Annotated in this window: 20 protein-coding genes and 1 pseudogene; all 21 read right to left on the bottom strand. The window is 55.4% G+C overall.

Annotated features, from left to right (window positions below):
• Positions 1 to 32: 32 nt before the first annotated feature.
• On the bottom strand, positions 33 to 929 hold the full coding sequence (locus BLQ12_RS08500) for a DMT family transporter (protein ID WP_092210218.1): 897 nt from the start codon (positions 927 to 929) through the stop codon (positions 33 to 35).
• A gap of 429 nt (positions 930 to 1,358) precedes the next feature.
• Entirely contained in the window at positions 1,359 to 2,162 is an 804-nt protein-coding gene (locus BLQ12_RS08495) for a helix-turn-helix domain-containing protein (protein ID WP_092210217.1), read from the bottom strand.
• Between the two features lie 307 nt (positions 2,163 to 2,469).
• Positions 2,470 to 3,069 (bottom strand): LOG family protein, encoded by a 600-nt coding sequence (locus BLQ12_RS08490; RefSeq protein WP_092210216.1) that lies wholly within the window; start codon positions 3,067 to 3,069, stop codon positions 2,470 to 2,472.
• Between the two features lie 56 nt (positions 3,070 to 3,125).
• On the bottom strand, positions 3,126 to 4,133 hold the full coding sequence (locus BLQ12_RS08485) for a GGDEF domain-containing response regulator (RefSeq protein ID WP_092210215.1): 1,008 nt from the start codon (positions 4,131 to 4,133) through the stop codon (positions 3,126 to 3,128).
• Positions 4,134 to 4,229: 96 nt separating this feature from the next.
• Positions 4,230 to 4,796, bottom strand: coding sequence for a chemotaxis protein CheB (locus BLQ12_RS08480; RefSeq protein WP_217640270.1), 567 nt, complete (start codon positions 4,794 to 4,796; stop codon positions 4,230 to 4,232).
• Positions 4,797 to 4,833: 37 nt separating this feature from the next.
• Positions 4,834 to 5,682: a CheR family methyltransferase gene (locus BLQ12_RS08475; RefSeq protein WP_092210213.1), complete on the bottom strand. Its 849-nt coding sequence runs from the start codon at positions 5,680 to 5,682 to the stop codon at positions 4,834 to 4,836.
• A gap of 1 nt (position 5,683) precedes the next feature.
• Entirely contained in the window at positions 5,684 to 9,823 is a 4,140-nt protein-coding gene (locus BLQ12_RS08470; RefSeq protein WP_092210212.1) for a response regulator, read from the bottom strand.
• A 395-nt stretch (positions 9,824 to 10,218) separates the two neighbouring features.
• Complete coding sequence (locus BLQ12_RS08465) at positions 10,219 to 10,755, bottom strand: 2'-5' RNA ligase family protein (protein ID WP_092210211.1); 537 nt, start codon at positions 10,753 to 10,755, stop codon at positions 10,219 to 10,221.
• Between the two features lie 441 nt (positions 10,756 to 11,196).
• Positions 11,197 to 12,648, bottom strand: a complete 1,452-nt coding sequence (locus BLQ12_RS08460; protein ID WP_175469591.1) for an eCIS core domain-containing protein — start codon at positions 12,646 to 12,648, stop codon at positions 11,197 to 11,199.
• A 473-nt stretch (positions 12,649 to 13,121) separates the two neighbouring features.
• The gene (locus tag BLQ12_RS08455) at positions 13,122 to 14,300 is read right to left on the bottom strand and encodes a M48 family metallopeptidase (protein ID WP_092210207.1); all 1,179 of its coding nucleotides are present in this window, start codon (positions 14,298 to 14,300) and stop codon (positions 13,122 to 13,124) included.
• 71 nt (positions 14,301 to 14,371) lie between these two features.
• Positions 14,372 to 14,746, bottom strand: coding sequence for a hypothetical protein (locus tag BLQ12_RS26945; protein WP_139163913.1), 375 nt, complete (start codon positions 14,744 to 14,746; stop codon positions 14,372 to 14,374).
• A gap of 861 nt (positions 14,747 to 15,607) precedes the next feature.
• Positions 15,608 to 16,246, bottom strand: coding sequence for a hypothetical protein (locus BLQ12_RS08440; protein WP_139163912.1), 639 nt, complete (start codon positions 16,244 to 16,246; stop codon positions 15,608 to 15,610).
• Between the two features lie 135 nt (positions 16,247 to 16,381).
• On the bottom strand, positions 16,382 to 16,954 hold the full coding sequence (locus BLQ12_RS08435; protein ID WP_217640269.1) for an HD domain-containing protein: 573 nt from the start codon (positions 16,952 to 16,954) through the stop codon (positions 16,382 to 16,384).
• A gap of 5 nt (positions 16,955 to 16,959) precedes the next feature.
• Positions 16,960 to 17,490 (bottom strand): GNAT family N-acetyltransferase, encoded by a 531-nt coding sequence (locus tag BLQ12_RS08430; protein WP_092210196.1) that lies wholly within the window; start codon positions 17,488 to 17,490, stop codon positions 16,960 to 16,962.
• 99 nt (positions 17,491 to 17,589) lie between these two features.
• Positions 17,590 to 17,809: pseudogene (locus tag BLQ12_RS28490) on the bottom strand (CatB-related O-acetyltransferase); the annotation flags it as partial.
• Positions 17,810 to 18,404: 595 nt separating this feature from the next.
• Positions 18,405 to 18,710 carry a hypothetical protein gene (locus BLQ12_RS08420; RefSeq protein WP_092210192.1) on the bottom strand — a complete coding sequence of 102 codons (306 nt, stop codon included), beginning with the start codon at positions 18,708 to 18,710 and terminating at the stop codon, positions 18,405 to 18,407.
• A gap of 751 nt (positions 18,711 to 19,461) precedes the next feature.
• Positions 19,462 to 20,058 (bottom strand): DJ-1/PfpI family protein, encoded by a 597-nt coding sequence (locus tag BLQ12_RS08415; protein ID WP_092210190.1) that lies wholly within the window; start codon positions 20,056 to 20,058, stop codon positions 19,462 to 19,464.
• A 135-nt stretch (positions 20,059 to 20,193) separates the two neighbouring features.
• The gene (locus BLQ12_RS08410) at positions 20,194 to 20,760 is read right to left on the bottom strand and encodes a nitroreductase family protein (protein WP_092210188.1); all 567 of its coding nucleotides are present in this window, start codon (positions 20,758 to 20,760) and stop codon (positions 20,194 to 20,196) included.
• 141 nt (positions 20,761 to 20,901) lie between these two features.
• Positions 20,902 to 21,207: a hypothetical protein gene (locus tag BLQ12_RS08405; protein WP_092210186.1), complete on the bottom strand. Its 306-nt coding sequence runs from the start codon at positions 21,205 to 21,207 to the stop codon at positions 20,902 to 20,904.
• Positions 21,208 to 21,494: 287 nt separating this feature from the next.
• Positions 21,495 to 21,998 carry a GNAT family N-acetyltransferase gene (locus BLQ12_RS08400; protein ID WP_092210184.1) on the bottom strand — a complete coding sequence of 168 codons (504 nt, stop codon included), beginning with the start codon at positions 21,996 to 21,998 and terminating at the stop codon, positions 21,495 to 21,497.
• Positions 21,999 to 22,102: 104 nt separating this feature from the next.
• A complete protein-coding gene (locus tag BLQ12_RS08395) occupies positions 22,103 to 22,546 on the bottom strand; it encodes a hypothetical protein (RefSeq protein ID WP_092210182.1) in 444 nt (147 codons plus the stop codon).
• Between the last annotated feature and the right edge of the window lie 81 nt (positions 22,547 to 22,627).

The following is a 22,627-nucleotide window of genomic DNA, read 5'->3' as shown; positions in this document are numbered from 1 at the left end:
CACCTTTATCCTGGGAAATTACAGGATTGCCATCAGGCCGAAGCCTTGTCGGAGCCGTTTAACGACTCCCTGGCCCCGCCCCCACCCACGGCCACCTTCCCGAGAATGGATGCAGCGATGATCACCCCCATGCCCAGGAGAACCCGGCCAGGGACGTGCTGGCCGTGAATCAGTGCCACCAGAAGCACGGCAAGGGGCGGGGTGAGGTAACTCAAAAACCCAATGATGGACAGGTTCCCTGTGGCCAGGGCACGGTTCCACAGGAAAAAGGAGAGGCCCAGCGGGACCAGCCCCACATAAACCGCCGAGGCTAAGGACCGGGCATCTGGTACCGGATGGGGGCCTGTAAGCAGAAAAAGGGCTGTTGAGAGCGCTGCAGCATACACCGTAAAGGCGGCCATGGGAGAGTGCCGGGTGTCCAACCGGGGCAGAGCCATGGAAAAGCTGCTCCAGATCAGGCCGCAAAGCAGGGCCTGGAGGTAGCCTTTCATGTACGCGGCATCAAAGGAGAGGGCCTTCCCCGCCGAGATGACCAGGGCGGCACCGGCCATACCCATGAGCGCCGTGGCCAGAACGCTCCCTTTGATCCGCCTGAAGACCAGCACCGAGGAGAAGACCACGATCCAGAATGACCATGTGGTGGCCAGGATGGCGGCTTCAGCCAGAGGGGCGTTGTTCATGGCCATGTAATAGACCCAGTGATAGCCGAAAATCCCCGCCACACCCCAGAGACTGGCGGTAAGCCCGGGCACATAAAGCCGCAGGGAGCGGGTCAGGGCCACATTCTGGAGGTACAGATAGAGTGCCGCCGGCACAAAGCTGTAAAACATAAGGGATTCGGTGGACAGACCGCTGAGGCCCGACCCCACGGCAGCGGGCAGGCTCGCCCAACATAAAATCGCCCCAAGGGCGTACAGATAAGATGTCACATCAGTCTCCTTGGTACCTGAAAGCCTTCTATGGTTAAAGTTCGGATGAATCGCAGGGGCAAAAGGGCTCAGAAAAAAACAAAAGCGATGCCTCCGGCGGCGAGGTGTGCCACCTCGAAAGCAGGTTGCGAATGCGCTTTCCCCTTCGTTCCTCAGGGAAAATCACATTCGCCTTAAAAGTGGAATTCATTCACATCGGCAACACGTGTTCATCGGCCCTTCAAAGGGACGATACGGCAGAACCCGCACTCTTTTCTTGAATAAAATTGACATGGATGAGGGGAGGGAAGGGCGGAGGGGATAAGCATGCAGGCATATATACGTATAACTTATTTTGCAAAACACCCGACTCATATGCCTGCGGTATTAATAAGATACACGGCATGCGGCTAAACAGGTTTATTCTGACAATTTATGCACGCATGCTTATCAGGCGGATTTTTGGTAGGCGCCGGGGGGCAGGCCGTATCGCGCCCGGAAGGCCCGGGTGAGGTGGCTTTGGTCGGAAAAACCGGAGGCAAGGGCGCTTTCAGCGATGGGCGCGCCCTTTTCCAGCATGCGACGGGCGTGTTCAAGACGAAGTTGCATCAGGTAGGCATGGGGCGTCATGCCCCTGGACTCCTTGAAAAGACGGATCAGGTGGTATGGGGTGCACCCGGCAAGTTCGGCCAGGGTCTCCAGGGAGACCGGTTCGGCAAGGCCGTCATGGAGAAAGGCCAGGACCCGGTCGATGCGGATATCCCCCGGTCCCGGGCATCGAGGCAGGGTTCCCAATCGGGCGTGGCGCGTTAAAAGGTCACCGAAAACCCGGGTTACCCGGGTACTCAGCTCAAGATCCGGTGTATCCCCCAGCATCATCTCATGGAGCCGGGCCAGCTCTGTCCAGAGGGGTTTGTCGTTCAGGGGCTCCCCCCTGACACCGAGGTCGCCGGAACGGGACACGCCGATCTGCTCGCCGATCCGTTTAAAAAACCCGGCGTCCACGTAAAAACTGCGCAGGTGCCGGGCCGTCTCCGTGCAGGGGCGGTTGGCGTGAACCGTACCCGGTTCGATGACGCTGATGCTGCCGGGCGCCAGGATATCCGAGGTCCCGCCCAGGCTGTAATGCTCGCCCCCGGCCGTGTTCAGCCACACCACGTAGCGGTCGTGGATATGGGGCCGGAACTCAAAAGGGTCGGTGCAGGAGAGCACCTTGAGGCCCCGGATGCGTTCCGGTCTGTAGACGATGGCCATGGCAACGGGCTCCTTTGCACGGCGGGGTATATAGGCTCACGGCCTGGAATCAGACCAGTAGCTGTAAAGCTAAAAAAACACCCCCCTACGCCTAAGATGGGCAAAAAAAAGCCTGCCTCCGGCGGCCAGGGGATGATCCCCTGAACCCCAGGCTGCGAATGCCCTCCCCCGTCGTTCCTCAGGGTGAGTACATTCGCGAAGGTTTCTGGAAAATTGAGCAAGACCTGTTTATCAAACCCGCTTTATATAAATCAGGCAAAAGTTTGGCCCCCGGCAGGGCCGCCGGAGGCATAAGCTGACTAGTTGCTCAGGCCAGGCTGTTTTCCGTGAGCTCTTTGGCCCACTTGCCCTTGTCCGAATCAACCGGGGTGTACGCCCTCAGACTTGAAATCAAGTCCGCGGGTTTTTCGTCCATCAACACGATGTGGTCGTAGTTCTTTTCAATAAAGGACTGCCCGGCCATGTGGTTGAAAAAGTCCATCAGCTTGTCATAGTAGGCCTCCACATTCAAAAAACCGCAGGGTTTTTTGTGAATGCCCAACTGGGACCAGGTGATGATCTCAAAGATCTCTTCCATGGTCCCGAACCCGCCGGGCAGAGCGATGAACCCGTCGGACAGCTCGGCCATGAGGCCCTTTCGTTCGTGCATGGTGTTCACGACCCGCAAATCATCCAGATCGGTGAGGGCCACCTCCATGTCCACGAGATGACGGGTGATGACCCCTGTGACCTTGCCGCCGTGCTCTTTTACGGTTTTGGCAATGGTCCCCATCATCCCCAGGCTGCCGCCCCCGTACACAAGACGGATGTCGTTGGCGGCCATGGTTTTTCCAAGTTCCCTTGCCGCTTCCAGGTACACAGGGTTGGATCCGGGGCTTGCCCCGCAGAACACACAAATATTTTTCATGGTACTATCCTTTTTTGTTTCAGTCTCTCACATGCTGCAGGCAACACCCGGCTCCGTCAGGCCACGTTCAGGATCGACGTGCCGATGCACCAGCAGTTCCTGCCTTTCTCTTTTGCCCGGTACAACCCGTCGTCGGCCGCTTCGAAGAGATCCCGCTGGATACACCCCTGGTCGGGGACCATGGTGGCCACGCCGATGCTGGTGGTGACAAATTCCGAGGTGGTGGATCTCTTGTGAGGGATGGCAAGGTCGTACACGGCCTTGAGCAAACGCTTGGCCACATGCTCTGCCCCTTCGGGCTCGGTCTCGGGCAGAAGCACGGCAAACTCTTCGCCGCCCACCCGCGCCACCATGTCCGTATGCCTTCTGGCTGCGTCAGAGATGGCCTTGGCCACTTTTTTCAGGCAGTCATCGCCTTCGGCATGCCCGCAGGTGTCGTTGTAGGCTTTAAAAAAATCGATATCCAGCATCACCAGGGAAAGGGGGGACTGGGTTCTTATGCCCCGTTTCCACTCTTTTTCGAACACGGTCTCGAACTCCCGCTTGTTGAGGAGCCCGGTCAAACCGTCCGTGGTGGACAAAAGGCGCAGCTGCTCGTTGGTCTCTTCAAGCTGCTGCTGCAGCTCTTCGAGTTCCACGAGTTTCCGGTCGAGTTCCAGTGTCTTCTTGCTCAGGGCGTCCTTGTGACGAAACAACTCGATGAACACCCCGACCTTGCTCTTGAAGACCCGCTCGTCCAGGGGCTTGAACAGATAATCCACCGCCCCGCTCTCATACCCTTTGAACACCTGGGCATCGGCCCGGAACGCCGCCGTGATGAAGATGATGGGGATGTGCTTTGTCTTTTTGTTGCCACGCATCAACTCCGCCACTTCGTACCCGTCCATGCCGGGCATCTGAACGTCCAGGAGGACCAGGGCGAAATCGTGGTCCAGGGTCAACCCGAGGGCCTCCACGCCGGATGTGGCCCGGACGAGCTCTATGTCCGGCTCATCCAGCAGGCTTTCCAGCGTCAGAAGGTTTTCCGGACGATCATCAACAATAAGTATCTTGGCAATTCCCATGACAAACCTTATATGGATTGATGGCACATAAAATATCAACAGCCCGTAAAAGGGAGGGTGTGCCCGTGCATCATGGACGGAATCACCCCGATATCCCTATGGGGCCAGTGTTTTCAAAAAAGGCCCGATGCGCTCCAACGGGAGCACATGGTCCGGAGTCACCGCCTGTATGGCGGCCCTTGGCATGGCATCGGCCGCAGCGGTTTCAGGGTCCTGAACCACCACCATCCCACCGTACTGCTTGACCTTCACCACCCCGGCTGCACCGTCGGAATTGGCCCCGGTGAGGATCACCCCCACCAGCCCCTGGCAGAACACCTCGGCGGCCGTCTCAAACAACACATCCACCGACGGCCTGGAAAAATTAACCCGCTGCTCCGTGGACAGGGCAATGGTTTTGTCCGCCTCCACCATGAGGTGATAATTGGGAGGTGCGACATACACGGTGCCCGGCTTCAAGGGTTCTTTGTCTTCGGCCTCCTTGGCGCGCAGCACGCATCGGATATCGAGGTGCTGCGGAAGATAGCTCTCCGCGTCGGGGCTGAGGTGCTGAACCACAAGCACCGGCAGGCCGAACGATTCATCCAAGACCGGCAGGATCGCCTCCAACGCGGCGAGTCCTCCGGCTGAAACGCCGATGACAACTGCTTCAAATGGCTTCATGCGTTTCATCCTTTACTGCGGTCCCCCGGCCGACGGTTCACGGGGCTGATGGACCACGCTTTTTTCTGTATATCTTTTCGCGCTCGGACACGACCTCAAACTGGTCGGCCACGCTTGAGAATCGAATGCTCTCCTTGGACCCCAGGCAGAGAAACCCGCCGGGGCACAGGCTGTCGTAGAAAAGATTCAGCACCCGATTCTGAAGTTCCCGGTTGAAGTAGATGAGCACATTCCGGCAAAAGATGAGGTTCATCTCCCCGAACACCCCGTCGGTGACCAGGTTGTGGGAGGAAAAGAGCACATTTTCCTTCAGGGACCGCTTCATGATCACGTTATCATAATCGGCGGTGTAGTAATCTGAAAAAGAGCAGTCGCCCCCTGCCTTCTGGTAATTTGCCGTGTACTCCCGCACCAGGTCCATTGGGTAGATCCCCTCTTTGGCCCGTTGCAGGATCAGCTCGTTGAAATCCGTGGCGTACACCTGCACGCGATCGTCCATGCCCTCCTCCTCCAGGAGAATGCACATGGAGTAAACCTCCTGCCCCGCCGAACACCCGGCATGCCAGATCTTGGCAAAGGGGTAGGTCCGAAGGTGGGGGAACACCACCTCACGCACCCGCTTGTAAAACCACGGATCCCGGAACATCTCCGTGACATTGATGGAAAGGTCCAGGAGCAGGGTGTTGAAAAAACCCTCATCGTGGATCACCCGATGCTGCATTTCCGAAAAATTGTCCAGGTTTTCAATGGCGCGGCGATGCTCCAGCCGGCGTTTGGTGTGGGTAAAGGCGTAGCTCCTGAAATCGTAGCCGTATTTGCGGTAGATGGCCTCAAGGAGAAGCTGGATCTCAAGGCGCTCGTTTTCAATGCGTGTGGAATCATTCATATCAGTACAACCAGACCCTCAGCATGGAGAGAAGTTTTTCGGCGTTCACCGGTTTGGCAAGGTAGTCGCTGGCACCGGCTTCGATGCATTTGCTCCTGTCCCCCTTCATGGCCTTGGCGGTCAGGGCGATGATGGGCAGCCTGGAAAAAGCCTTCTGCTTGCGGATCTCTCCCATGGCTTCGTACCCGTCCATCTCCGGCATCATGATGTCCATAAGGACCGCATCCACCCCTTCAACCTCCTTGAGCTTGTCCAGGCATTCAATGCCGTTTCTGGCAATGACCACCTCCATATTGCGCTCTTCAAGGACGCTGGACAGGGCAAACACGTTGCGCATGTCATCGTCCACAAGCAAAATGGTCTTGCCGCTTAAAACCGCCTCTTTGTCGTGGACCATCTTGAGCATGTTCCGCTTCTCTTCCGGCAGGTTGGCCTCCACGCGGTGAAGGAACAGGGCGGACTCATCCAGGAGTCGTTCGGGAGATTTCACCCCCTTGACGATGATGCTTTCGGCATAGCGGTTGAGCTCTTTTTCCTCATCCCGGGTCAGGTCCCGCCCCGTGTAGATGATGATCGGTACCCGGGCCGAGGTGGGGCTCAGGCGAATCTTCTCCAGAAGCTCGAAACCTGTCATGTCCTCCAGGCCGAGGTCCAGGACCATGCAGTCGTAGCCCCCCTTATCAAGCTCCACCAGGGCTTCCTCACCTGAGCTGACGGCCGTGGTCTCCACGTCGCCGGTTCCGATGAGGGTTTCGATGCTCTCCCTGTGAATTTTGTCGTCTTCCACCAGAAGGAGCCTGCTCACCGGCTTGGAGGCGATGTCCTCGAGCTTGCTCAGGGCGTCTTCCACCTTCTCCATGCTCACCGGCTTGGTCAGATAGCCCACCGCTCCCATGCGCATGGCATCCAGGGAGCTGTCGTTGGCCGACATAAAGTGAACCGGAATGTGCCTCAGCTCCGAGTTGCCCTTCAGGCGTTCCATGACGGTCCACCCGTCGATGCCGGGAAGGCCGATGTCGAGGATAATGGCGCTGGGCTTGTAGTAGTCGGCAAAGTGGAGCCCGGTTTCCCCGTCTTCGGCCACCACGCACTTAAAGCCCCGCTCCCGAGCGAAGTCCCGCATGATCCTGGCCGAGTTCAGGTCGTCTTCGATCACCAGGAGGCTCTTTGACTCCGGGGAGAGCGCTTTGCGGTCGTCTTCCACGTAATCGCTGTCGCAAGGGGGAGATGCCGGTGATATGGAAGAAAACTCCGGCGGCGCGCCTGCGCTCGCGGAAGCTGAAGACATCGGAGCCGCCGCAGGGGTGTTCTCCGTCCTGGGAGGCGTTGACTCAGGAGCGGCCTCAGGCTCAGGAAGCCCAGCCGGGACCGTTCCCTGGTACGCCTCGGGGAGAAGCACGGTAAAGGTGCTGCCCTGCCCTTCTTCGCTGTCCAGAAGGATCGTGCCCCCCAGCAGCTTGGCCAGCTCCCGGGAGATGGAGAGCCCCAGGCCGGTGCCGCCGTACTTTCGACTCGTGCTGCCGTCGGCCTGTTGAAAAGCTTGGAAAATGGCGGCCTGTTTCTCTTTTGCGATGCCGATGCCGTCGTCTTTTACCGTAAAGGCGAGAACCCCTTCGGGGCCGATCTCAGTCCTGCCGAGCAGTGCGGGATCAGGCCGGGAAACAGCAAGGGAAACAGTGCCCTGCTGGGTAAACTTAAAGGCGTTGGTCAACAGGTTCCGCAGGATCTGCTGAAGCCTCTGGGAGTCTGTCCGGACCCCGTCCGGACAGCCCGGGTCAACACGTAAGTCCAGGGCAATCTTTTTGTCTTCGGCCACATCCTTAAAGAGCCGCCGGATATCGCCCATGAGCCCGTCCATGGTCACGTCTTCGATGACCAGCTCCACCTTGCCCGCTTCGATCTTGGAAAGATCGAGGATTTCGTTGATCAGGGCCAGAAGGTCTGCGCCGGAGGCGTGAACGGCCTTGGCGGATTCCACCTGCCGTGCCGTCAGGTTGTTGTCCTTGTTTCGAGACAGCAGCTGGGAAAGGATCAGGATGCTGTTCAGGGGCGTCCGCAGTTCATGGGACATGTTGGCCAGAAACTCAGATTTGTACTTGCTGGCGATTTCAAGGTCCCGGGCTTTCTGTTTCACCACCTCCTGGGCCTCTTCAAGGTCGGCATTCTTGACGGAGATGGCGTCTTTCTGTTCCTCAAGGGCCCGGGTGCGCTCTTCCAGCTCTTCGTTGGTGACGCGCAACTCCTCCTGCTGGGCCTGGAGTTCGGATTCGGACTCCTTCAAGGCCTTGGTCTGCTCTTCCAGTTCCTCGTTGGTGACCCGCAACTCCTCCTGCTGGGCCTGGAGTTCGGCCTCGGACTCCTTCAGGGCCCTGGCCTGTTCCTCCAACTCCTCGTTGGACACCCGGAGCGCCTCCTGCTGTTCCTGTGCCTTTTCCAGGAGATCGTGGATCACCTGGCGGGACTTGGCGGCGTTGAACAAGATGGCGGCGTTTTCGACATTCTGATCGATAAAGCGGCGCTGAAGAGGGGTAAAACGATTCACCGAGCCCAACAGCAGCACGCCCACGGTCATCCCTTCAAAGGAGATAGGCGCCGCAATAAAATTGGAGGGGATGGTTTCGCCGGCCCCGAAGTTGATGGCAGGGGCATCGGTTGTCATGTCGGTGAACACAAGGACCTCGTCTTCCATGGCCGCCTGGCCCACCATGCCCTCGCCAAGGGCGATGCGGTTGAAATTACCGCTGCGGTCGGTGAAGGCATAACTTGCCTTGAGCTCAAGGACGTTGTCGGTCAAAAGGTAGAGGGCCCCGATCTGGGCATCCATATGCCGGGTCATGAACGAGGTGAAACGACGTGCCAGCTGCCCGCTGTCGTGTTCCCCGCGCAGCTTGTCGTCCAGCCCCTCTTTTCCTGATTTGAGCCAGTCCAGCTCCTGGAGGTTCCGGGCCATGCTGTTCAGGGCCTTGGCCAACCCTCCGAGCTCATCCTTCTGGTCTAAGTCCAGAACGGCATCCAGCTCCCCGTTGGAGATGGCCTTGGCAAAACGGATGTCGGCAATAAGGGGCCGGGTGATGGCACGGGAAAAAAACAGCGCCCCGATGCCGATGCAGGCAAGGAGCAGTCCGGCCACCAGCCCGATCATGCGATTGATGGCCCTCACCGGCAAGGTGACCTCGTGCCTGTCGATTTTGGAAATAAGGTACCAGTCAAGGCCTGGGATTTCCAACTTGTTGTAGGCCACCAGAACAGCCTGTCCGATGCTGTCCATATAGGTATCGTGACCGCCCTCTGCCCCACTCCGGGACGCATGCGTCCAATACTCAGGCGGATTCTTGAGGGTGGAACCCACCACGAATTTCCCGCTGCCGATGGTTTTAACATTGCTCCGCAGCTCGAATCGCTCTGTATTTGGTATACTTCCGATGAGGTAAGACTCGCCGGTGCTGCCCATTCCCTGCCGGGCATCCACGATGTGGGTCACCTGATCCGGAGAGAACTGAAAAATCAGCACCCCTTTGACGGTGTCGTTGTCATACCGGATGGGTTGGGCGAGAAACAGGGCCTGCAGTCCGTCGCTGGGCGCAAAGGATGCGAAATCGGAAACAGCCGTCTCCCCCGTGGCCACCACCTCCCGCCACACCTCGGCCAGGCCTGTCTCCTTGTAGGCGCCATACCTGAGGTTGGTACCCAGGTCATCTTCGCCGGCCACGGTGAAGAGCACGTCCCCTTCTTCGGCATCCACCACAAAAATATCGTGATAGCCGTAGTTCCGGGCATACGAATCCATCATTTTGCTGTAGGGCTCCACCTGGCGCCAGTAGTCGGCGGACCGGCTGTCCAGTCCCACGGCCGCCCCTTTCTGTGAGAGGTCTCTTCTGGACTTTAGAATCGCCAGCAGCTCACGGGTTCGCTTGGACTCGGCCATGAACGCTATCCCGGCATGACGATCGGCGAAATACTCCTCGATCTGCCCTTTCCGGATCACCTGCACCGTGCTGAGCTGATTAAACGACTTGTCCAGAAGCGAGTCCGTGGACAGCCGGGCTCCGAAATAACCGATGACCACCAACGGAATGGCACCGGAAATGATAAAAATCAAAATAAGCTTGAACCGGATCCGCATATCTGAAAAACGAAACATTTCAACTCCAAAATAGCAATGACAGGTACCGACAGGGCTCACTCAAAAACACATCGTACCTCACAACACGCCCAGGCTCCCTTGAGACCTTGTGCCGATACGAAAATCATCTACTTAAAACGGCCAGGCATCACACAGCAGGAAACTGTGTCGTACCCGAACCATTTCTTCAATTGGGTTTACAGGGCTTGACATGAAAAAGTCAACCGCTGATGCCGGGCGCTGACTTATATTGTCAAGTCTGTCGCCCCTCCCCGTCACCATCATCCGCAAACCCTGACGCAGAAAAGGGCGATGTCCGGGCTGCCGTAAAAAACAACAGCAGCCCGCAAAAGGAAGCCCGCACCGGGACATCCTGCGGAAATATCTGGAATTCCGGGAAGGATGTGGCCCCTTTAAGGGGTCAGCAACGAAAAGGTACCGAGCTCTCGCCTCGGCCTGAACTCGATCACACCCACCTCACGGACCTCAGCAGCCCCGGTGACGAGGCTTTGGCGACACAACGCCATGGTCTTCATGGCGTCCGGGCCGGAGAGTTCTTTGGAAAGGGTGCAGTGGGGAAGCCATCGTTCCGGTGCATACCGCCCAAAGGGAGGATGCCCGCAAGCGTCCAGAAGCCTGTAAAGCGCCTGCTGCATTTCAAGGAGGGACCGGGTCGGAACCGGGGAAAGAATCACGGTGTGCTGCTCCCCGGGGATCAGGGAGATGGCGGGAAATGTGATGGGAAATTGGATAAAATCCTTCGAATACGTTTCCACTAAATCAAGGATCATCGTCTCATCGATGGAGGCGAGGACCGCCAGGCTCAGGTGGGGCCGACCGCCGATTTGCTGGAGAACGGAGGGCACCCCGGATGCAGCAAGGGCATCCCATGCCCGCCGGATAGTCGCCTCAAAGTCCGGATCAAAGTACAGTTCTATGGAATATCCCATGGCTTACATTCACCTAATGCATGTAAAAAAAGGCTACTGTTAAATTCATACCGGCAAACGAGCTTTCTATTTAACTTATTTTTTCCAAACCTGTTTATTAAACTTTTTGTAACGACTCAGCTTGCCTCCGGCGGGTCGCTTTTTGGGAAAAAAGCTCCGCAAAAAACGTTTCTAACGCGAAAAAGTGGAAATTATTTCGGCGGAGCCTGGAAAGGCTTGCTTAAGACCTGTTTGTCAAACTTTTTTAAAAGTTTGGCCCCCGGCAGGTCCGCCGGAGGCTTGTTTGAGCTGAATAGTTACAACTTCTTAAAAGTTGAGCCGCCGGAGGCATCTTTAACTTGGCTGCCGGCGGCAAAACTCTTCCTAAGCCCACAAGCAGGGATAGTCAAGCGCAACATGCGTACGACACGGCCTGCAGTGAGGCTCTCCATGGGCTGTCATTTAAAAAAGCCGAAACCCTGCGGTCACCATGAACCGATGCAGGGTCGGATCGTCGCGGGCAAAGTCCTTCACCACATTGTACTCAACGCCCACATACCCCACCTCGTCCAGGTTAAAGCGCAGACCGGCCGACCCCGTGGCCCCCGCCCCGATGTCGGACTGGCCCGGCTCCGGGTTCAGATCCCCAAAAATCCCCCCGGCTTCAAGAAAAGGCGTCGGCAGCCAGACCTTCTGCGGGTTGAGTTCTATACCGGCACCGGCGGTGAAGGAGGTCACCGGCTTGCTCACCTCGGCTCGGCCCAGGCCGTACAATCGCAGCTTGGTGCCCAGAAGAGAGTAAAACTGATGGCGATACGAAAGATCCAGGCCGAAGGTCCCGGCTCCGGATTTGCCGGGGGCCGAGGTTCCCCCCGTAACACTGGTGCCCAGCTGCAACGCGTGGGTGCGTATCCAGGTGTTCAGGGCGTTGGGACTGTCCCAGATCAGGCCGAAACCACCGAAAGCCCCCTGCCCTGCGGCGGCCATGACACGCTTGACAAAGGTGGTGCACTGCAGACCGAAGAGGTTGTAACTGGGTTTGTCGCGGCAGGTTTTCCGTGCCACTTTCATGGCGGCGGCAAACTGGGCGGCGGTGATGACAAAACGCTGGGAAGCCGTGGGTGTATGACTTGTATCGGGATGATGCACGCAGCCTTTGACATCAGCGGTGACGTTGGACGCATTGTACCCGCTCTGGGGCCAGAACCCGTAGGTCCAGGAGTTCCCCTTGTCATCTTCCAGCCGAATCCAGGAGTGCCCCACCTTGTGGGTCAGGGGGAGCAGGAAAAGGCTCCCCTCTTTATCCGCAAAGGCGGTAATGGAATACTTCCCCGTGGCCGGACGCTTGACAGGGTCCGGTTTGCCGCAGTTCGTGGCGCAATCCTTGGGGCTGAGGCGTGCAATGACCGGGGCAGCACCCTTCTGCTGCACCACATGGGTCAGCTCATGGGCCATTACCTGCCTGCCTTCATCGGACGCCGCCGAGGGCATCCCCTCCCCCAGCACGATGTGATTCCCGAAGGCAAACGCCCGGGCGTGAAGGGCCGATGCCATGTGGGCGGATTCGGAATCCCCGTGGACCCGAACCCCAGAAAAATCCCGGCCGAAACGGGGCTCCATAAAAGCCCGGGTGGAAGGCTCCAGGGGACGCCCCGGGGTGTTAAGGCCCAACACCCCCAGGGATGGACCCGCTGGAGAGATATCCGGTGTCCCGTCCAGGGCCCGCCCATGGGGTCCCGATGACGGCATGGATGTCACCTGCCGGGCCACACGATGGGCCTCCTCCTCAGCCTTCTCCCCACCGGGGCCTCCGACGGTCACCGTGGGCAGGGGCATCGTCTCCCCTCCACGTTGCACCCATTGCTGCATGCCGTTGTTCCCCACGGCCCGCTGCAGGCTGTGGACCGATCCCATGCCCCGACCCGGGCCAGAATGTCCGCGCGGCCTGGTTGAAGCCAGAACCGGCCCCGATTCCTGTGCCTCTTTTGCATGGCGTGAAAAGGTACGCATAAACGCTCTCCTTAACCCGGCTATTTCACGAGTCGAGTGCACCCATAGTCAAGGCATCAGAGTTGCAGATGTAGTCGTTTACCTCAAGACTCTGATAACGCAGAAGATGGGTGTACTCGGCTCGCCCGAAGGGTGAGAAAATCGAGCAGGAAGCCGCGGATTACATTTTGTGTTTTTGAAATGCCTAATTTTATCACAATAACATTTTGTAATAATTCATCATTATCTCAACCGGTCTGTTTTTCCATGAAATATCCGGGTTAAGACGCGATAAAGGGACGACGGCATCGCCCGACGGGCAGGTCCTCAGGAATCCGGGCCGCCCGGTCATAGGCGCCGGTGGCTGTTTTACCCTGAGCCGTTACACGGCTGCACAGTTACGGGCAGTACGCAGGCACCTGATTGGGCAACAAGCCCTCGCCCGGGGCGCACTCCCATAAGATATGCCCCTCGTCGTCCTTGGAGGGAACGAACAGGAGATCTCCCTCCTCCAGACTCACGGTCAGGGTCATGTTGGAGGAGTCCACCGCAAGGCTGCTGCCGTCCGACAGGACCTCGGGTGCCGCGATATCCTCCAGGGTGGGAATCTCCTCCGTTGCCGAATAGTACGCTGCCATGGCATCGCGGACCGACTGGGTTTCGTGCATCACGGAGGTCGTGTGGGCCTTGACCTGATAGCTGGAGAACTGTGGAATGGCCACGGCGGAAATCGAGACCACGATATAAATCAGGATAACCAGCCCGAACCCGGAGCCCATGCGCCCTGAGTAGGGCAGAAATGCAGCAAACAGGTAAGCAAAGGCATTTCGCGGCGGCTCCTTGGCTTCGGGCGAGACCACGCGGGCGACACGTTTTGTGACCCAGGGATACCCGGAAATAAGCTCATGAAAGGACATCCAGAAACTCGACGTCTGCTGGTTCTGCCGGAGGTAAGCCGGGATATCAATGTTCTTCCAGCGCTCGGCCCCCGCGGACAGGGCGGCCAGGGCCCGCCCCGCGCCCTGGGGAGTCTTGCAGCAGGCCAGGCCGTGACGGTCACAGGTGGTCTCCCGGGCCCGTGAGTAGGCCGCGCCGATGAGGGGAAGCCAGAGAACCGGCCAGCGAAGCATCAACCCGCTCAGGTGTTTCATCCGGATGTGTCCGAGTTCATGGCCGATGTAAAATTTGACGCCGTCGTCATGGGCCGCCATGGCATCCACGACATCGGAAAAGAGCACCACAAAATGTGCCCCCAGAAACCTAGTGGCAAAGGCGTTAAGACTGCCGTTGCCGTTTAAGACGTAGGCTTTCGGGTATTCATTGAATTTCAGGAGATCGCAGCAATAGGTAAACTGGGCATAAATATCCGGGAACTGGTTCTCGGACAACTCGATGCCGTTGCCCTTGATATAGGCGATGAGGGCTGATTGAGCAAAAAGGTAAACCACAAAACCCACAAGCAGCGCTATGAGCGCGACGCCGAAGGTGCCGATGACCAAGCCCCCCCACACCAGGATACCCAGTATCAGTGTGAGTGTTCCAAGGAAGCGTTCGCGCGGATAGACAAGTTCGTTCATACCCTCTCCTTAATAGTCAGTGGTAAGAGATCTCAGATTGTCGTACCTTATTTCTGCCGGATTTCAGAATGCTACTTTATCAGTTTGTCGACGCCGATCTCCGTCAACATGTCTCCCACAAGAAAAATTAACAGGGAAAAGGCGATGATGATGCCGAGCTTGGACGCCCAGTTCCTGTCCAGGGGCCAGAGCAGCTGCTTGTGGTACGCCTCAACCTTATCCCTGTCTTCTTCCTGACGAATAATCGCCCAGAGTTTCATGACCTTCTTCTGCCTGACGATGATGGTAAAGAGCATGGGCGATATAAACAGCAACGGCACCAGCCATTGGATCATTTTCTGCCCCGTGTCCCCTGCCCCGCTTTCCCCTTGAGAGGCCTTAGAGACAATGGGAATGACAAGGGCCGGAGAAAGGGCCAGTAGATCATGTTCAACGTCTGGTTCCACCGCTCCAGACCGAATTCGCGAATCGACGAGTATAATTGACTCCAGGTCGTCCCGTAAAGATACACCGCCGGAATCCAGAACAAAGGAAAGAGGAACCAGTTGGGCGTTTCCAGATAGCCCTTGTACACATCTCCCGTGCCCCCCCCCGAGTAAAACGGCAAGCAGGAGAATCGCTGACGAGTCCCCCATCAAGGCAAGGGCCAAAACGCAGAGCCTGTTTTCAAGAATCCGTTCGATCATGGTGCGGCGCACTCCTTGGGAAGCTAACCGGCGCCATGGCATGCCGACATGACCGTATTGCACGAAAGAGTGACCAAAAGTGGCCCAGCCCCCTTCTCGCGACAAAACAAAGAGGGCCGTTATGAGTAAAATCGGATTCGTGCATGCCTCTCCCCCCCCGCGACAGCCAGCAACAATACCTTGTTTACTTTACCGGAACGACGTTCATTTATCGGCAATATACTACCCATATCAGCCATACAACGCAAGATTGTTTTTTACTCAATTATCCCATGCAGAATCGGCATGGGGAGGCGCAGGAAAAACGTAGAAAAACAGAAGCAAAAAAGCGACACCGGATATTTCACGAGTTGAGTGCATCCATGTTCAAGGTATCAGAGATGCAGATGTCGTGGCTTACCTCAACGTTCGGATAACGCAGAAGATGGGTACACGCGTCTCGCCCGAAGGGTGAAAAAATCAAACAGAAAACTTCGAATCACAGCTTGTATTTTCAGATCAACCACGTGTAATAGCGCTATATTGCTTTGGCTTGATCGTTTGCCCATAAAATATCCGGGACAGGGTAAACTCAAACAAGGCGAGACAAAAAAGGCGAACCGTTTACCCGCCCTGTTCACCCTACTTTTTCATCAACCTGTCCAGCGCCTTCAGCACATCATCCCGGTTCTTTTTTGTCTTCATCCACCCAGGCAGGTTGGTAATGATCGAATATTTACCGGCATGCTCCCCCCGTTCCCTCAGGGACGAAGAGATATACTCTCTCAGGTACGTCAAATGGGCTGTATTGTAAGCCCATATCTCATTGCCTTTGACAGAATCAACATACCAGAGCCGTTCCCCGTTATACGGGTCCAGGGGCCTGCCGCTGAAAAAATCAATGGACCATGAGATATCGACCACATTGGGTTTATCGCATACCGGGCAGCGGGCCTCCACCGTGTTGAAGGGTTTTGCCGGCGGCGCATCGCAGCAAACCCGGGCGTTCACCCATTTGTGGCCACACGCCCCGCAGGGACGTCGCCCGAACCCTTTCACAGGGCCCGACCAGGAAAAACTCGAAGATTTTTTCGTGTACCGGCACTTGGTACAGACCACCCGCGTGTTCGTTGGATACCAGGGCAGCAGATATTCGGACGTGCCCGAAGAAACGGCGTGCCCGCCGCATTCAGGGCACTGGATATCAATATCCTGTTTCAGAAAATAATAGGCAGAGTACCAGGGTTCCTTGAATTGTTTCGACTTCAGGGCAGTGGGCATAGCAAAAAGGCCTTTGTGTTTTTCGTAAAGATAAACAAAATTCAAACAATACGTTCTACTCAATCCAAAAAAAAGAAGCAATAAAAAACCATTGCATTGCCTGCCCGAAATATACTCTTCCTCACGAAATCCGTATCAGGTATTTTTCAGCCAGCCATTACTCACGGCTGTTTCCAGATTTTCAAGGAACCATGCGTAGATATCCGGTTCTGCATTTTCAATAAACGCGTGCGCTTCCAAAACCTGGCTTTTGGAAATCCCGTGATCCTTCCACGCCTGCCCCCGGCTTGTGAGGTTATGCAAAAAAGGAAGCAACCGATCCACCACCTTCAACAGGGCAGCCTCCCCGGACTGCCCGAGCTCCTGCTCATCCCACAGCGCCGAAAGGTCCCGGATTGCGTTTCCTTTATGGCCCGCCAGCCTCGTTACGCATTCGCGTTCCCGGGCTGGGGCTGAAGAGCGCGCTGTGTCGTATAAAAACGTATCCCCCGGATCGATCTCACCCAGATCATGGATGAGGGCAAGCTTGATGAGTTTTTCCATGGACACATCCCGCTTCAAATGGGTGGCAAAGAGCCAGCATGCCATGGCCAGATGCCAGGAGTGTTCCGCTGAATTTTCAAGGCGCTCACCACCGGCGATATAGGTGCGCCGGTTTACGAGCTTTAAGGCATCAAGTTCCAGGATAAAGTCCGTCAATGAGTTCATGGGTATCATTTTTTCCCTTCGAGATCCGCCCTTTTCGGCAAAACATAGCTCGGTTTGATCATCTGCCTGTAAAATTTCGTATCCACGGACATTTTAGGAAACGATGGAGGCAGCTCCGTTTCCAGAATCTCCAGGAAGCCGTTTTTTTCGTAGAACCGGTGGGCGGCTAAAAACGCCGTCGTCGTTCCAAGGTACACGTCACTTATGCCGATGGACGCACTCCAGGTCAAAAGGGTCTTTAGCAAACACCCTGCAACACCGCGCTGCGCACCCCGAAAGGATTGCTTAACAAACATTTTCCGCAAGGCAGCCTTCCCCCCACCGATATCAAGCAGAGAAACGGTCCCAATGACCTCCGAGCCCTTCAATGCCATCCAGAAATTCCCTGAACCTTTTTGGTAAAACGCTGGGATATCGAGTAAATCGGGCTGATCATCCAGGGTTATGTCGATCTGAAATTCGTCGCGTTGGATAGAAAGGATCATGTCCACGATTCCGGACAGATAGCAATTTTCATATGGCACAATCTCAACCATCACGTCAGTCCTCTGGGCAGAGCCGGTGAACAAGCTGCTTCAACGCCGCCCTGTCAGCCTTCATGAGCACAGGGATAAGTGGCTTTAAGGTGTCGATGTCAAGATCCCACCATGCCAGCCGAAGCAAAAGCTCTATGACATCCGGTTCAAACCGCATGGAGATGTGCCTTGCCGGTACGCCCCCCACGACTTCATAGGGCTCGACATCTTTTGTAACAACGGCCCTTGTGCCGATTCGTGCGCCGTCTCCGATGGTTACACCTGCCATGATGACGGCTTCATACCCGATCCAGACATCGTTGCCGACGACAATATCGCCCTTGTTGTCCCAGGAGTCATGAACGGCAACATCCTGCTCCCACATATCTCGGAATATCGCAAAGGGATAGTTCACAAAGCTCTCTGCTTTATGATTGCCGCCGTTGAACAGAAACGTCGCTCCGGATGCGATGGAGCAGTAGTTTCCGATGATCAGCTTATCGTTGTTGACCGGGTAATGGTACAGCACATTGGACGATTCAAATTTCAACGGATCGACCATATCATGGTAGTAGGTATAATCCCCAACAATTATATGGCTGTTCTTGATTGTATTTTTCAGTAAACAGGTGTGAGGGTCCTGGGGCATGGGATAAATGGTACGGGGATTCATGGGTGTCCTTACTGAAAGTAAAAATACACACCCCCTCGGCGGAGGAAAAACGTCCGATAGCCGTCTCCGGCCGTGGTGGTCACGTCTGAACCTGGGATGAGACCATACTCAGCATGAAAACACAAGACGGCTTCGCCCATACGGTCGTTGATGTACCGCATAAAACAGATACCCATTCTGGGTTTTACCGCACAGAGTTGCCCGTAAGACAAAGCGCGCAGCCCCCTGCACGGAGCCCAGGATTTGGCCTTGCTCCCACGTGCTATACGCGATGACGCACCCTGCCCGATGTTTTCATCCTCTCCTGCTCTGCCTTGTAAATTTCAACGATCCGATCGATCATCCGGTACTGGCGGGAGAGGAGGTCTTCGGTGATGGTTCGGATGCCCCACTTTTTAAAATCAATCTGAAGGCCGTTGCCCCCCGGGTCTTCGGCACCGTCCAGCTCGGAGTAAAACCCGCCCACGGAGATCAGAAGGCGATGGATGTCTTTGATGGCGTCGCAGAGCTCGGACACTTCTGCACCGGAAAACATTCCGGGGGTGGTTTGTGTCTCGGGTAATGTCATGACGGGACTCCCTATTCGGTACGTGACGGCCACAGGGCGCCCACCCGTACCGTTTGTTTTGATAAATGCCTGAACAAATCGACGCCGTTTTCACGCGTCGCGTGCATTGCTGCCAATGCAATGTCACACCCGTGACGACAACAATCCTGCCACAGGGAGCCGGCAATGAAGTCAAATCAGTGAATCCGACGAATTTTTTATGTAAGGGTGGCCATGCCCCAAACGAAAGGGAGCAGGCTCAGGTATCCAGGGATGAGAAAACGCATCTTCGGTGAGATCAGAAAGGAGAACCCCGGTGCATCGCCACTGTTGACTGGGCATAGAGAGATCGCGCAGAGTTCCGAAGAAGCGTCTTCCCCTCCGTTAATCAGGCGCAGATACGCCCACAGGCCGCGTAACGCGACAACCCGGTGTGGTCAAAGGGTTTAATGTGGGGCATGATGAGGAAAATACGACTTGAAATGGATTGGGGGGTGGTGTAAAAAACCGCTTAGCCATGACGACCTCCTTTGAAGGTTGTTTTGGTTAGGCCTGGCAGGATGGGCCAACATCCTGTCGGGTCGCTCCACAAACGCACAATAACTAGTTATTACCGTTCACCATAATTTCATCCCCTGGGGATGTCAATAGTTTTTCATCACAAAATGCAGGATGTTGCGTCACATCAAGCCGGGCAAATCCACGGTACCCTTCCCTGAAAAAATTGTTTTCGTCCATGGCCTGCCCTGTCGGCGACCTTGTGTTTACAAGGTTACATGTCGTGGGCAAAATCGTCGGGGAAATTTCCCTCCTTGAAAGCATCAAACCAGATCTTCCTTGTCTCCGGTGTCGACAACTCAAGCTCTTCCAATACCTGCACCGTAAATTCCACGGCGCCCAGCCCGCTTGCGGTGATCACCTGCCTGTCCCGTACGGCAAGGGTCTCCACATAGAACCCGGGTTCGATGTGCTCTGGGACCATTTTCTCAAGGTACGCAGGCGAATTGCTGGTATGACGCCGCCCCCGCAGAATCCCGGCTCGTGCCAGAACCGTGGTGGCCGCACAGATGGCGGCAAGGGGTATGCCGGACGCCTCCAACCCCTTGAGAAACGGCTCCAGTTCATCCGTGGGATACCCCTGCTCCCACAGGTAGCCACCCGGCAAGATGAACAGGGAGACATCACCCGGCTCAACCCGGGAGAGGGACATATCCGGGATCACCCGCAATCCCCCCATGGAGACAACGATGTCGTCGGTAAACCCCACGCTCACCACCTCGGCCTTGCCCAACCGCCGAACTTCAGCAAGGACGTTCCCGAGTTCCCAGTCCGCATACCCGTCAAACACAAGCACATACACACGTTTCATACGCAACCGTCCTTTTTGTGTTTCCATACCGTCTGTTGCAGTCCGTGCAACAGAAAAAAAAGAGCCTGTCCCCAGTTAGTTAATAGTTAATTACCTGTTATCGCAGAACCGGCGTTTTCCCATGAAGTATCCGGGCTAAACAATAACCTTAATGATGTTGGGTTCGTTGCGCCTGGGAGCCGAAGGAATGGATGTCGGATAACCGATAATGATGGGAGCGACGATTTGGCTGTCTTCCGGTATGCCCAGGTCCCTGATCATATCCGGGGCCTTGATCTCGGTACCCAGATTGACCCAGCATGTCCCAAGGCCCCGGCGGGTAGCCGCCATCATGAAATAACTTGCGGCCAGGGCGCAGTCCACATGCAGATTCTTCAATCCGGATCGTCCCAGGACCATCACAAGGCAGGGGGCGTTGTAAAACACATTGAAGGCGTCATTCTCAAGCATCGTCTGATATTTCCCGGCATAGTCATCCGGGTTGGCGGCGATGCGGCTTAAAATGTTTTTTTTGCTCTCATCGGATATACGCCTGAGCATCTCCTTTCTGTGGACCACAATAAACTCCCAGGGCTGCCCGTTGCCCGCACTGGGCGCGAGGGTGCTCTCCCGGATCATCGACTCAATAAGTTCGTGTGGAACGGGCCGGTCTTCATAGTCCCTGACGGATCTTCGATTCATCAACAGGTCATGATAATTCATGTGGTGGTATCTCCTGCTTCGACGTAATAGGCCATCGTACAGTAGGCCGGAGCATTAGGCCTCGGGTAAATAATATGAATCCATAGAACACGGCCAATGCATAATGAAGCCAAGGGGTCGGTGATCAACCAAAGCGTGCTGCTAATCCCGGTACCCCACAGATAGACCGCCTGAGGTCTCAATGCCAATGCCTACAGCGCTCACGTCCCCGTTATTCAGCCAGGAGACCTGATACTGAGCGCCACTTTTTTTAATGTCCAGTTCGCGCTCAGCTTGCAGGTTCCCCTGATCGTCATAATAAATGATGCGGTAATGGCCCTCAAACCCTTTGGACGGGCCTCCGGTTGCAACGCCTGTACCGTTCCCATATTCTGAATGGCACCATTCAGCGACTAATGTCCCCGGTTCATCATTTTTCGTGTAATGAACAATTCCAACCCCACTCATACCTAATTCCTTCTTGTGATTACGACCTTGATAACAAATCAGATAATTGCCTTACTTGAAAGGCTGATCAGCCAATGAAAGGTGGGTATGGGCACACGATTCATGGCCCCAATGACTTCATGAACCGGGTATAATTCGTCTTGGCTCGGATAGATTCCTATTCGTGACGAACAGGCAATGCCCTCAAAACACGCCGTCCATAAAGTTCACCATTCGCCTGTTGCCCATCCCCAGGCAGGAAGGACCGGTGCCTGTTCGTTGATATGATGGGTCCTCGAAAGCCAGGGCTAAACATACGTTGTGAGAACAACCGCATCGGCACCATCCGCTCTCACATGATAATGCATGCCGGTGGGCACAAAGCCCGACGTGAGCAACAGGCACAGCATGACCGTGTTATCGGCAAACACCAGTGCCCGAAGAGCCTTGAAATGGAGTGACCTTGCAACCTGAACGGCGTATTCAACCAATCTGCGCCCGATTCCCTCACCTTTGCGATGCGGAAATACCCCGACACCATAGATTTCGAACCCCTCCAACGGGCTGACCTTGGCCACTAACACCCCGAGAATCTCGCCCTGATCGTTCAGTGCGCAAAAATACCTCCCCCCTTGATCCTTATGGTTAGCAAGCCACATACTCACCATCTCCGATTCAAAGGGAAGCAGGGCCGGAGACAAACAGGGCAGATTTTCCGGGGCATTCCAGATCTCAAGGAACACCGGCAGCAATTTGATTTTCTCTTCGGCCCGCTCTTGGGGGACGAATTCCTTGATATGTATTGGTTTCATTCCTTGGTCCTTATGGTGCTGAAGTAGCAACCGGCCAGACGCCCCAAACAAAAACCGTCTATCACCTTTGAATCCACAAAACCCTTTGGGGTCATACGGCACAGTTAGATGATCTTAAGATTTTTAATCCCGTTTTTTTCGAATTCACGTGAGTATTTATCAGCGCGTTCATTGATTGCTGTAAATCGATCAATCGGTTCCATTTTTTCTGCCTCTGCCATGCCAACCTCTTCAATGAAATCACGCTTACCGAGTTCCTGATATAATGATTCCCAAAAACACTCATCATCGTACTCATCGATGAATTGGTGGACATCCCCATCCATTTCATATTTATTTGTTGGGTAATACCCTTCAAGCTGTTTATTAAATTCAATTAAATCGGAAAATTTAAACTCACCGGCAAACGAATATACTTTTTGAACAAGTTCATCGTATTTTTCTGTTTTTGTGTCTTTTTCTATGTTTCGAGCATTCATTACCCAATTGGCAATATAAACAAGATCAAGAAGCTGTCTGTATTCTTTTTTTGTAAAATTAATTTTCAATGTTATCTCCGAGTCCTTCGTTTAAACGGTAAAATCTATTAGTCTTGGGAACTCTCAATTGAGTGCCCTATTTTTGAAAAA

This window comes from Desulfoluna spongiiphila (genome assembly GCF_900101345.1).
GTDB classification, from domain to species: domain Bacteria; phylum Desulfobacterota; class Desulfobacteria; order Desulfobacterales; family Desulfolunaceae; genus Desulfoluna; species Desulfoluna spongiiphila.
The sequence above is the reverse complement of the archived record's forward strand: the minus strand, read 5'-3'. Positions and strand labels throughout refer to the sequence as shown.